Annotated in this window: 13 protein-coding genes; 6 read left to right on the top strand and 7 right to left on the bottom strand. The window is 57.6% G+C overall.

All coding sequences use genetic code 11. The features are described from left to right. Positions 1-2 precede the first annotated feature (2 nt). Together ACHUE7_RS15525 and ACHUE7_RS15520 are read left to right on the top strand one after the other, a co-directional pair. A complete protein-coding gene (locus tag ACHUE7_RS15525) occupies positions 3-362 on the top strand; it encodes a YciI family protein (RefSeq protein WP_213678969.1) in 360 nt (119 codons plus the stop codon). Positions 363-411: 49 nt separating this feature from the next. Then, the gene (locus ACHUE7_RS15520; RefSeq protein WP_394170803.1) at positions 412-765 is read left to right on the top strand and encodes a DUF1428 domain-containing protein; all 354 of its coding nucleotides are present in this window, start codon (positions 412-414) and stop codon (positions 763-765) included. Here ACHUE7_RS15520 and ACHUE7_RS15515 read toward each other — a convergent pair. Beyond that, on the bottom strand, positions 762-1,952 hold the full coding sequence (locus tag ACHUE7_RS15515) for a GGDEF domain-containing protein (RefSeq protein ID WP_394170802.1): 1,191 nt from the start codon (positions 1,950-1,952) through the stop codon (positions 762-764). The genes ACHUE7_RS15520 and ACHUE7_RS15515 overlap by 4 nt on opposite strands. 180 nt (positions 1,953-2,132) lie before the next feature. On the opposite strand from ACHUE7_RS15515, the gene ACHUE7_RS15510 reads away from it, so the two are divergent. After that, positions 2,133-2,558 carry a DUF1294 domain-containing protein gene (locus ACHUE7_RS15510; protein WP_394170801.1) on the top strand — a complete coding sequence of 142 codons (426 nt, stop codon included), beginning with the start codon at positions 2,133-2,135 and terminating at the stop codon, positions 2,556-2,558. 75 nt (positions 2,559-2,633) lie between these two features. Here ACHUE7_RS15510 and ACHUE7_RS15505 read toward each other — a convergent pair whose 3' ends face one another. The 6 genes from ACHUE7_RS15505 to hemB all read right to left on the bottom strand — a co-directional run bounded on the left by ACHUE7_RS15505 (position 2,634) and on the right by hemB (position 8,331). Next, positions 2,634-3,425, bottom strand: coding sequence for a tryptophan 2,3-dioxygenase (locus ACHUE7_RS15505; protein WP_394170800.1), 792 nt, complete (start codon positions 3,423-3,425; stop codon positions 2,634-2,636). A gap of 148 nt (positions 3,426-3,573) precedes the next feature. Continuing rightward, entirely contained in the window at positions 3,574-4,212 is a 639-nt protein-coding gene (gene pdxH / locus ACHUE7_RS15500; protein ID WP_394170799.1) for a pyridoxamine 5'-phosphate oxidase, read from the bottom strand. Positions 4,213-4,247: 35 nt separating this feature from the next. Continuing rightward, positions 4,248-5,066: a bifunctional DNA-formamidopyrimidine glycosylase/DNA-(apurinic or apyrimidinic site) lyase gene (gene mutM / locus ACHUE7_RS15495; protein WP_394170798.1), complete on the bottom strand. Its 819-nt coding sequence runs from the start codon at positions 5,064-5,066 to the stop codon at positions 4,248-4,250. Between the two features lie 302 nt (positions 5,067-5,368). Beyond that, the gene (rho, locus tag ACHUE7_RS15490) at positions 5,369-6,625 is read right to left on the bottom strand and encodes a transcription termination factor Rho (protein ID WP_028670237.1); all 1,257 of its coding nucleotides are present in this window, start codon (positions 6,623-6,625) and stop codon (positions 5,369-5,371) included. Between the two features lie 177 nt (positions 6,626-6,802). Further along, complete coding sequence (trxA, locus tag ACHUE7_RS15485) at positions 6,803-7,129, bottom strand: thioredoxin TrxA (RefSeq protein ID WP_127558934.1); 327 nt, start codon at positions 7,127-7,129, stop codon at positions 6,803-6,805. 200 nt (positions 7,130-7,329) lie between these two features. Continuing rightward, the gene (gene hemB, locus ACHUE7_RS15480; RefSeq protein WP_394170797.1) at positions 7,330-8,331 is read right to left on the bottom strand and encodes a porphobilinogen synthase; all 1,002 of its coding nucleotides are present in this window, start codon (positions 8,329-8,331) and stop codon (positions 7,330-7,332) included. Between the two features lie 381 nt (positions 8,332-8,712). On the opposite strand from hemB, the gene ubiE reads away from it, so the two are divergent. From ubiE to ubiB, 3 genes are read left to right on the top strand one after another with little or no spacing between them, the layout of a single operon-like run. Continuing rightward, entirely contained in the window at positions 8,713-9,495 is a 783-nt protein-coding gene (gene ubiE, locus ACHUE7_RS15475) for a bifunctional demethylmenaquinone methyltransferase/2-methoxy-6-polyprenyl-1,4-benzoquinol methylase UbiE (RefSeq protein WP_394170796.1), read from the top strand. Then, positions 9,492-10,139 (top strand): ubiquinone biosynthesis accessory factor UbiJ, encoded by a 648-nt coding sequence (locus ACHUE7_RS15470; protein ID WP_394170795.1) that lies wholly within the window; start codon positions 9,492-9,494, stop codon positions 10,137-10,139. Before ubiE ends, ACHUE7_RS15470 begins: the two co-directional genes overlap by 4 nt. Continuing rightward, a complete protein-coding gene (gene ubiB / locus ACHUE7_RS15465; RefSeq protein WP_394170794.1) occupies positions 10,136-11,761 on the top strand; it encodes a ubiquinone biosynthesis regulatory protein kinase UbiB in 1,626 nt (541 codons plus the stop codon). Before ACHUE7_RS15470 ends, ubiB begins: the two co-directional genes overlap by 4 nt. Positions 11,762-11,845: the final 84 nt, after the last annotated feature.

The following is an 11,845-nucleotide window of genomic DNA, read 5'->3' as shown; positions in this document are numbered from 1 at the left end:
AGATGAAATACGTCGCTTTGGTGTATTACCCGGAAAGCACGATCAACGCCATGACCGAACAAGAGTGGCATGACCTGAATCAGGAGTGCATCGGGTGTGTGGAACGGCTCAGCAGTCAGGGCAAGTTCCTTGCCGGTCAGGCGTTGCATCCGGTTGAAACTGCTACGACGGTTCGGGTCAGGGATGGCGAGGTATTGATGTCGGATGGCCCCTTTGCGGAAACCAAGGAGCAGCTCGCAGGTTTTTACCTGCTGGATGCGGTCGATCTGAATGAGGCTTTACAGCTGGCCAGCCGAATACCGCCAGCGAAGCTTGGCAGCATTGAGGTCAGGCCGGTACGCGAGTTGCCGCCCAAAGACTAAGAGAGGCGCCGCGTGAATTATTCGGAGCCTTCCTAAGAGGAGACATATCATGAGCTACATTGATGGATTCGTAGCGGCCGTGCCGACGGCCAATAAAGAGCGTTACATCAAACACGCCAATGAGGCGGCGGACGTGTTCAAGGAACATGGCGCCCTGAATGTCATTGAGTGCTGGGGTGATGACGTGCCAAATGGCGATGTCACGTCTTTTCCCCTGGCGGTGCAGTGCAAGCCGGATGAAACCGTGGTGTTTTCCTGGATTGTCTGGCCTTCCAAAGCGGTACGAAATGAGCGAATGGCTAAGGTGATGGCCGACCCCCGCCTTGGCCCCGATGTGAACCCCATGCCGTTTGATGGCAAGCGACTCATTTACGGCGGGTTTGAACGTGTGGTTGACCGTTAAGCGGGAGCCCCCTGTTCTGGCGCAGGCGTCTGGGCAGAGTGGTGGAAGATCACCTTGTTACGCCCTTTCGATTTGGCGCTGTACAGGGCGTGATCGGCCTGTAACAGCATGTCCTGAACATTGGCGTGGTCTTTGTGCCGTTGTACACCGCCTACACTGGCAGTGATTGCAATGGCCTGGCCACTGATCATCAGCGGCTTGTGAGCCAGGCACCGGCACAGGCGCTGGGCGATGTCTTCGGCTTCCTGTGCATCGATACCGGGCAGTGTGACGGCGAATTCCTCACCGCCCAGGCGGGCGAGAATGTCCTGCTCGCGCAATTGCGTTTGCAGGGTTCGGGCCGTCAGTTGCAGGCACTGGTCGCCAACCGCATGTCCCCACTGATCGTTAACCTGTTTGAAGTAATCGAGATCGACCATCAACACACAGAAATCCGTGCCAACACGTACCGACTCATCGAACAGGCCATCGGAAATAGTAAAGAACGCACGCCGATTATACAGCCCGGTCAGTTCATCCTGGTTGGCCAGTCGCTTCAGTCGTTGCTCGGTTGCAACATAAACCAGCAATGGGAACAGCATGGCGGTGCCGGTGGTCAGCAGAATGTGGCTGGCAAGCACCAGTTCATACACCCAGCTCCGATTGCCGGTACTTGCTTCCGGAGCATCGCTGAGCGACAAGCCGGCCAGTATCAGCATCACGACGGTATGAGCGACATAGAGGGCAAGCAACAAGCGGCGCGGCGTGGTGTTGCGCACGGGCAGTTGGCGAATCCACAAGGCGCCGATAGCAAAACACCCTGCCATCAGCATCGATGTCATTGCGTTGAATACCGCTTTGTCCGGGTAGCTTGCACTCAGCAGCACGCTGGCAAGTACAAAGAGGACCAGGGATCTGGATCGGGTCATTCGCAGCGGTACATCCGCTCCAATGAAATACCGAATGCCCATAATGGCGAGAATCGGGGCTGCCAGTAACATCAGATTGGCCAGCCCGTAGGTCACTAATGGCAAGTCGATGCTCACCCGGGCACTGGCCAGCGCGATACCGAGCGAGAACACCAGGCACGACAGCGCCCAGTGCAGGAAGCACGGCTTGCGCTTGCTCAGATCGTAAATGACCACCATCAGCAAACCGAGCAGGGCATTCAGTATCAGGGTGATAACGATCAGGGTCGGCAGATGCACCAGCTTCCTCGTAGCGGTAATCTTGGCCTGCTAGGCTAGCGCATCCAGGGTTATAATTCACGACCCTTACACAGTCGTTTACTCTTAACGCCCGGCCCCCGGCGACAAAAAAACCGGTACACTCTGGCCCGAGCACCGGATGACCCGGTCAACGCCCCCTGCAAGCAACACGAGAGCGCCATGTCTGCAACCCACACCCCATCTCCTCGCCGGAAAACGCCGCTAACGGTCTATCTTTCGGCGGCTTTCATTGTGTTTCTGGCCGGTGCTTACCTGAATGGTTTGATACCGCGCACGCTGGTGTCGCTGTACCTGGTCATGAGCCTGCTATGTTATGCCGCCTATGCACTGGATAAAGAGGCGGCCCAAAACGGTCGCTGGCGCATCGCCGAAAACAGCCTGCACCTGCTGGCTCTGTTCGGAGGCTGGCCAGGTGCCCGCATCGCCCAGCACCGGTTTCGGCACAAGACGCAAAAAGCGGCCTTTCGCCGCCTGTTCTGGGTAACGGTTGTGTTGAATCTGGCGGCACTCGCCTGGCTAATGACACCCGATGGGTCCGCTGCCTTGAATGGTTTTCTTACTGAACTCTATCAGGCGCTGCCCTGAAGCTTACTAGCTCAAGTTTCTGGGTGGCAATGGGCTCCACCGGCATCCGACGCTGGTCACCTGAGCGACAACCGCTTAAGCGGGAGCTCCAATCCGGGCACGTATTTCCCACAGATCCGGGAAGACGGGTTTGAAGAGGGTATTCATCAAATACTCTGCACCGCTTGAACCGCCGCTGCCCATCTTGGCACCAATGGTGCGCTGCACCATTTTAACGTGCCGGTAGCGCCACTCCTGCAGGCCTTCATCCAGGTCCACCAGCAGTTCGCACAGCGATGCCAGCTCGTGATCGGTCTGGTAAATCGTCAGCAAGGCTTCCTGTACTTCGGCATTGGCCTCGGTTGCGGCGGTCGGTTCCGGTTGGGTAACAGCGTCCGGAATCGAATAGTTTCGGCGTGCCAGCAATTGCATAAATACCTGCCACAACGAACGGTCACCATAGGCGGCTTCAAGCATCTGGCGGCCGACACTGCCTTCCGGCTGAAACGTCAGTGGCTGTGGCCGTTTGTGGCCCAGGGCAAACTCGATGGCCCGGAACTGATAGCTCTGGAAGCCGCTGGCGGTATCGAGCCGGCTGCGAAAGCTTTCGAACTCAAGCGGCGTCATGGTTTCCAGGATATCGATTTGTGATACCAGCGTTTTGAAGATTTTCAGAATGCGCTTCAGCGTATGACTGGCCCGGGGCAAAGCACCCTCATCCAACCTTTCCGTTAAGAACCCAAGTTCATGACGCACCTGTTTGAACCAGAGCTCGTAGGTTTGGTGAATGATGATGAACAGCATTTCATCGTGTTCTTCAGGGTCGGATTTGGGGTGTTGCAGGTCGATCAGGTCATCGACTTCAAGGTAGTCGGCATAGGTCAGCATACGGATTCTTCAAATTGGATAGTTGTTTCCGGGATGCTAACTGGAATAGTGCCCAGGCGCACGGCGGGACACGGTTAATCAGAGTGTTACCCTGTGGAAGGCAGGTTGTACGAAAGTGTTACCGACCCCAGGGTCAACGCTCAAAGCCTTAGGGCTGCAAACGCTGCAAGGTCCAGACATGACCCTCGCGCTGATACATAAAGCGATCATGCAGCCGTCCGCTGCGGCCCTGCCAGAACTCGATGCGCTGAGGCACGACCCGGTAGCCACCCCAAAAGGAGGGAAGTGGAATCTCATCCTGACCAAAGCGGTCTGTCATTTCCTGATAGGCACTATCGAGTGCTTCGCGGGATGAAATGCTCTGGCTCTGGTGGCTGGTCCAGGCGCCGATCTGGCTGGCCCGCGGGCGAGAGTGGAAATAGGCGGCAGATTCCGACTCGCTGAGTTTTTCGGCTTCCCCATACACAATCACCTGGCGTTCGAGCGGTAACCATGGGAAATGCAGGCTGGCCTTGGGGTTCTCAGCCAGATCGCGGCCCTTGTGGCTGTCGTAATTGGTGTAAAAGACGAAGCCCTCTTCGGTTAACCCTTTTAACAGAACGACACGCTGGCTCGGCTGACCGCTGGCATCGACGGTGGCCAGCACCATGGCGGTCGGGTCTGAGTTCAGATCGGCCTCTACGGCCTGACTCATCCAGTGCTCGAACTGCGCCAGGGGGTTGGCGTCGAGATCTTCCCGGTTCAAACCGCCGCGCAGATAATCGCGTCGAATGTCTTCAAGTTTCATCCTGTTCTCCTGAAAAAAGGCTGGGTAACACTTGCTCAGCGGGTCTGGCACTGCGGGCAGAAAAAGGTACCGCGGTTGCTGGTGCGCAATTCGCGAACAAGCGTCTCGCAACGGTGGCAAGGCAGTCCGGTGCGGCCATAGACGTTGAGCGACTGGGCGAAATAACCCGGTTTGCCATCGCCACCCACAAAGTCGCGCAGCGTAGTACCGCCCTGGCTGATTGCCAGCGCCAGCACCTGTTTGATGTTACTGACCAACTGCTCGCACTCTTTACGGGTGATACGCCCAGTTGGTTTGTGCGGGTAAATGCCGCTTAGAAACAGCGCCTCATTGGCATAAATGTTCCCCACGCCCACCACAATACGCGCATCCATAATAAAGGTTTTGATCCGTGTCGTGCGTTTGCGACTTTTTTTGAACAGATAGTCGGCCGTGAAGGTATCGGTCAGTGGCTCGGGGCCAAGGTGTGCAATCAGCTCATGCTCGTCGATCGGCGCCTCGGTATAAAGCCAGGCACCAAAGCGACGCGGGTCGTTGTAACGCAGGCGCACGCCATTATCGAGCTCAACGTCAATGTGATCGTGCTTGCCCGGCGTCGGGTCATCAAGCAACACCCGAACACTGCCTGACATGCCCAGATGCACAATCAACATGCCCCGCTCCAGCTCGATCAGCAGGTATTTGGAGCGGCGATGCGTCGCCAGAATACGCTGGTCCTGAACCTGCAGCGGCAGTTCCGGGGGCACTGGCCAGCGCAGCCGGGCGTCGCGCACCGTAACCCGACTGATGCGGCGGTTCAGAATGTGCGGTTCGATGCCGCGCCGGGTGGTTTCAACTTCGGGTAGTTCAGGCATGTTCTACTTATCAAATAATGGAGAAAGGATTATACACTCAAGGTTTGGAGCTCGCTGCGAACAGAGTGTTGGCTACCGGGTCTGCCTATCCGGGGAAGTCCGCAACATGGATGTTGCGGCCTAGGCTCCATGGATGGATCTACGCCGACCCCGGATAGGCAGACCCGGTGGCTGACACGGGAATATGGCTATACGTCTAAATTGAGCTCCAAATCTTGAGTCCACTAATGTTCAGTTCAATAATCCGCAGACACAAAAAAGCCGGAGACGATATTCGGCTCCGGCTTTTTTGGTCCAGACGATTAGCCCTTCATGGATTTGAAGAACTCGTCGTTGGTCTTGGTCTGCTTCAGTTTGCTGGTCAGGAAGTCGATCGCGGCGACGTCTTCCATCTCGGCTAGCAGCTTGCGCAGAATCCACATGCGTTGCAGTTCTTCCGGGCTAGTCAGCAGCTCTTCGCGACGGGTACCGGAACGGCGCACGTTGATTGCCGGGAAGATGCGTTTTTCAGCGATCTTGCGGTCCAGGTGCACTTCCATGTTGCCGGTGCCCTTGAACTCTTCGTAGATCACTTCGTCCATCTTCGATCCGGTATCGACCAGGGCCGTGGCCATGATGGTCAGTGAACCGCCTTCCTCGACGTTACGCGCGGCACCGAAGAAACGCTTCGGGCGTTCCAGGGCGTGAGCGTCGACACCACCGGTCAGTACCTTGCCGGAGCTTGGTACGATGGTGTTGTAGGCGCGGGCCAGCCGGGTAATGGAGTCGAGCAGGATGACAACATCCTGCTTGTGCTCGACCAGGCGCTTGGCCTTCTCGATCACCATTTCCGCGACCTGAACGTGACGGGCCGGTGGCTCGTCGAAGGTCGACGCGATGACTTCGCCACGTACCGAGCGCTGCATGTCGGTCACTTCTTCCGGGCGTTCATCAATCAGCAGAACGATCAGGTGCGTTTCCGGATTGTTGCGGGTAATCGCCTGGGCCACGTGCTGCAGCATAAGGGTTTTACCGGCCTTCGGTGGCGATACAATCAGGCCACGCTGACCTTTCCCGATGGGCGACACCAGATCGAGAATGCGGTTCGCCAGATCTTCGGTCGAGCCATTGCCGGATTCGAGAATCAGGCGCTCTTCCGGGAACAGCGGAGTCAGGTTCTCGAACAGAATCTTGTTTCGGGTGCTTTCCAGCGGCTCATAGTTGATCTTGTCGACTTTGAGCAGGGCAAAATAACGTTCGCCCTCTTTTGGTGGCCGGATTTTGCCCGAGACGGTGTCGCCGGTGCGCAGATTGAAACGTCGAATCTGGCTGGGGGAGACATAAATGTCATCAGGGCCGGCCAGGTAAGATGCCGTGGCCGAACGCAGGAAGCCGAATCCGTCCTGTAATATCTCCAACACACCATCGCCCCAGATGTCTTCGCCGCTTTTAGCGTGACGTTTGAGAACGGTGAAAATCAGATCTTGTTTACGAGACCGGTTCAGGTTATCGAGTCCCATTCCCTTGGCAATTTCCAAGAGCTCGGGCACTGGTTTGGTTTTTAAGTCACTCAGGTTCATAGGGTTTGCGGTTTTATTAGTCTTGGGAAGATGATCGGGCAGGCCGCCCGGAGACGTGGTTGGAAGCGTAGATAAACAGGTTTAAGGCACTATAGGCCGAGTCGGCAGGGGTGTCCAGAAAAGTTTCAGCACACCCCGGTGGTATTCAGGGCCGGGGTAACCGGCCCGAACACTCTATCACAGGTTGCCCTGGATAAACTCGATCAATTGGGTCTTGGACAGGGCGCCGACCTTGGTCGCCACCACTTCACCGCCGCGAAACATCATCAGCGTCGGGATGCCACGAATGCCGTACTTGGGTGGCGTATTCGGGTTCTCATCAATGTTCAGCTTGGCCACGACCATGTTATCGGCGTACTCGGTGGCCACTTCTTCCAGAACCGGAGCGATCATCTTGCAGGGGCCACACCATTCGGCCCAGTAGTCGACCAGTACGGGCTTGTCGTTGCCCAGTACGTCGGTTTCGAAGCTGTCATCAGAGACGTTTTTAATGTGTTCGCTCATTAGGTTCTGTACCGTTCTCTTGGCTGATTAGGAATTGGGTATATGCGAAATCGCAAATCGACAGGCAGCCTAACTCAGGAATCCGGCTGCTGTCTATTGGACTGTAGCCAAAGGTGCCCGGTACAGTCCGTTTCCCACAAAATGACTGCGGCCTGCTCACATTTCAAGGCCCAATCACTGATTTTAAGGCCTAATCGACGTTATCCGCCGTTTTTGGCCAGTTTTAGGGCCGCAGCAACGGCAAAGTAGGTCAAAATGCCATCAGCTCCGGCCCGTTTAAAGGCCATGAGGCTTTCCATCATCACCGCATCCAGGTCCAGCCAGCCATTTTGTGCAGCGGCATGATGCATGGCGTACTCACCACTGACCTGATAGGCAAAGGTTGGCACCTGCAGCTCGGTTTTCACCCGATGCACGATGTCGAGGTAGGGCATGCCGGGTTTGACCATCACCATATCAGCCCCCTCCTGCAGATCCAGCGCAACTTCGTGTAAAGCTTCATCGCTGTTGCCCGGGTCCATCTGGTAACTGGCTTTGTTGCTCTTGCCCAGATTGCCCGCCGAGCCGACCGCATCGCGGAAAGGGCCGTAATAGCTGGAAGCGTACTTGGCGGAATAGGCCATGATCTGGGTATTAACCCGCCCGGCCGCTTCCAACGCCTGACGAATGGCACCGATGCGCCCGTCCATCATATCGCTGGGGGCTACGACATCGGCCCCGGCTGCCGCCTGTGATACCGCCTGCTTTACCAAGGTTTCCACCGTGACATCATTCAATACATAACCGCTGTCATCAATGATGCCGTCCTGGCCGTGAGTGGTGAACGGATCCAGCGCCACATCGCACATGATGCCGAGTTCCGGATAGGCCACTTTCAGCGCCCGGGTAGCCCGTTGCGCCAGGCCGTCGGCATTGAACGCATCTTCCGCCAGCAACGATTTCTTGTCGGCCGGCACAACCGGAAACAGCGCCAGCATCGGAATTCCCAGCGCCTCCCAGTCCGCCGCTGCTTCCACCAGCAGATCGACCGACAACCGCTCAACACCGGGCATCGAAGGCACGGCCTCGCGCTGCTGCTCACCTTCAAGCACAAACACCGGATAGATCAGGTCGTCGACACTGAGGCGGTGTTCACGCACCAGGCGGCGCGAGAAGTCGTGCGCACGCAGGCGGCGCAGGCGGGTCTGGGGGAATTGACGCACAGTTGGGCTCCGGGAACATCGATAAGGGAGGCCGAGTCTAGCAAAGGTCGCCCGCTAACAGGAACCACAGCAACACCACCTGTCGCCCCGGCCGGTCTAACTCGCTACAATAGCGGCACTGTCTTATTACCACGGCCTTGATAATTTTTCGGAGTTTGCACCCAACCGAGTGTTAGCTGCCCGGTGTGCCTATCCGGGGTAGTCCGCAACAGGGATGTTGCGGCCTAGGCCCCATGGATGGGTTCACGCCGACCCCGGATAGGCATACCGGGTGGCTGACACGGACCAAAGACAACACTCTGAGACTTGAGTTTTCAGGGACGACCCATTTTACGGTGGTCTGGCCGACATTTAATTGTCAGACCGGCCCGCGGAGATTTCATGTCAGAGAAAGACACAGCCTCACCCGGCAACGGCACGCCCGAAGAAACCACGCATTTTGGTTATCAGACGGTCGCCACCGGCGAAAAGCAAAAGCGCGTCGCCGACGTGTTTCATTCCGTTGCGGCCAAATACGATCTGATGAACGATCTGATGTCGTTTGGTGTGCACCGCTTGTGGAAGAAATACACCATCGAGCTTTCCGGGGTGCGCCGGGGGAACCGGGTGCTGGATATTGCCGGTGGAACCGGGGACCTGAGTTACGATTTTGCCCGCAAAGTGGGTCCGGATGGTCTGGTGGTGCTGGCGGATATCAACGACTCCATGCTGAAAGTGGGTCGTGACCGCCTGGCGGACCGGGGCATTGCCGGGAATCTGGAGACGGTGCAGGCCAATGCCGAGTATCTGCCTTTTCCGGACAACCATTTTGACGTCATTACCATGGCATTCGGTTTGCGCAATGTGACTCATAAAGAGAAGGCGCTGGCCGAGTTCAACCGGGTGCTGAAGCCGGGCGGCCGCTTGCTGGTGCTGGAGTTTTCCAAGCCCCGCAATGACTTGCTCAGCAAGGCCTACGACGTCTACTCATTCAAAGCGCTGCCACTGATTGGCCGTGCCGTGACGGGCGATCCGGACAGTTATCAGTACCTCGCTGAGTCGATTCGCATGCACCCGGATCAGGATACGCTGAAATCGATGATGGAAGACGCCGGCCTGGTGCAGGTGCGCTACCACAATCTGACCGGCGGTATTGTCGCGTTGCACCGGGGTGTTAAGGCATGAGCTTGTGGCTCTGGCCGCTGCAGCGGCTGATTAACGATGCCCTGTATTACGATGCCCAGGCCCAGCGCAAGCTGGCACGGTTGGCCGGGCACAGTATAGTGCTGGCCATGCGCGAACCGGATATTACGCTGGTGTTGTACATTGATGCTGGCAGCGAACCGGAGACGGCACAGATCACGCTGGCAAAGGATGCGCCCGCTAACGCCGACGCCCGCGTCAGTGGCAAAGCCCGCGACCTGTTCAGCGTGTTACGCGCCGAAGACCGGGCGCAGGCGATGATGGTGCACCAGATCGACATTCAGGGTGACACCCGGACCTTCTTTACCCTGCAGGAAGTGATGTCAACGCTCGATATCGACTGGGAAATGGCTCTGGGTGACCGGCTTGGCGATTTGCCGGCCCACGCACTGGCCGATGGCTTGCGATTTATTGGCGGCATGGCCAAAGCCCAGAGTCAGTCATTTGATCGTACGGTTCGAAACTTCTTGCGCGAGGAAAGTCAGTGGCTAGTGCCATCGTCCTTATGGCGCGAGCATGCCCAGGCCGTGCACCAGACCCGGCTGGGCACTGACCGCCTGGGGGCTCGTATTGCTCGTCTGCGCCAGCAAACGGATGCTCAGGACAACAACCGGGGCACATCGTGACGCTGATTCGACTGATACGCATCGCCTGGATACTCAGCCGCTACCGCCTCGATACCCTGCTTCAGCATCAGCAAGTGCCCTGGCTGCTGCGCTTTGGCCAGTATTTCTTCCCGCCCCGCTGGATCATTCCCGCCAAAGGCAGTGAAGGCCGTCGGTTGCGTCTGGCGCTGGAAAACCTGGGGCCGGTGTTTGTGAAATTCGGGCAGATACTCTCAACCCGACGCGATCTGCTGCCCGCCGACATGGCCACCGAACTTGCCTATTTGCAAGACAGAGTGCCCTCTTTTCCCGGCAGCCACGCCAAGCGCCTGATCGAAGACGCCCTGGGCGAGAACGTAGACACCCTATTCGCGGAGTTCTCGGAAGCTCCGATGGCCTCCGCCTCCATCGCTCAGGTGCACGCGGCCACACTGCCGAATGGCAAATCGGTCGTGATCAAGGTGATTCGTCCCGGTATCCGCAACGTCATCAGCAAGGACTTGCGCCTGCTGGACCTTATGGCCCGTCTGGTGATGACCATTCCCGATGGCCGCCGCCTGCGCCCGGTGGAAGTGGTTGAAGACTTCCGCCGCACCATCCTAGATGAGCTGGATCTGCTGCGCGAAGCCGCTAACATGGCCGCCCTGCGCCGCAATTTTGAAGGCTCGGACTCATTGTACATTCCCTGGGTGCATTGGGATTACACCCGGAAGAACGTGCTGGTCATGGAGCGGATCAGCGGGATTCCGGTCTCGGATACCGAGACGCTCAACGCCGCTGGCATCAACATGAAGGTGCTGGCCGAGCGCGGCGTCGAAATCTTCTTCACCCAGGTGTTCCGGGATTCGTTCTTCCACGCCGACATGCACCCCGGAAACATCTTTGTCAGCCGCGAGCACCCGGAATCACCGCAATACATCGGCATCGACTGCGGCATCGTCGGCTCGCTGTCACGGGAAGATCAAAGTTACCTCGCCCAGAACCTGCTGGCCTTTTTCAACCGCGATTATTACCGCGTGGCCGAATTGCACGTCGAATCCGGCTGGGTACCGGCCCATACCCGGGTCAACGAGTTCGAATCGGCGATTCGAAGCGTCTGCGAGCCCATCTTCGAAAAGCCGCTGGCCGAGATCTCCTTCGGACTGCTGCTGGTGCGCTTGTTCCAGACGGCCCAGCGCTTCGACATGACCGTGCAGCCGCAACTGGTGCTGCTGCAAAAAACCCTGCTGAACATCGAAGGCCTGGGCCGGCAGCTTTATCCCCAGCTGGACCTTTGGGCCACCGCCAAGCCGTTCCTGGAAAATTGGGTGCGTGAACAGGTCGGTCCCAAACGCTTTATTAAAACACTGCAGCAGCACGGCCCGAGCTGGCTGGCAAAAGCGCCGCAAATGCCGGACCTGGTGCATGACACCCTGATGAATCTGCGCAAGATAGGGGGTGTGGAGCAACGCATCAATGCTCAGTTGGAAGCCGGGCGCAAAGAGCGCAAACAGGGTCAGCGCCGTTTTGTGAGGCGCCTGGGCGCTGCTTTATTATTGGCCGGAGTTATCCTGATTCCCCAGCCTGCGCTTTGGCTGCAGAGCCTGTCGACCGGCCAGTGGGTTGGGTTGGCGGTTGGGGCTGTTTTATTACTGTGGCCGTAGTTAATTTTCAGGTTCGGAATTTGCACATTGCGAGCGGCGGGTGCCGGTGGTGCCTCTGAGGGGGAGTCCGCAACATGGATGTTG

This window comes from Saccharospirillum alexandrii (genome assembly GCF_043641555.1).
GTDB classification, from domain to species: domain Bacteria; phylum Pseudomonadota; class Gammaproteobacteria; order Pseudomonadales; family Natronospirillaceae; genus Saccharospirillum; species Saccharospirillum alexandrii_A.
This window is presented reverse-complemented; position numbering and strand designations above follow the sequence as displayed.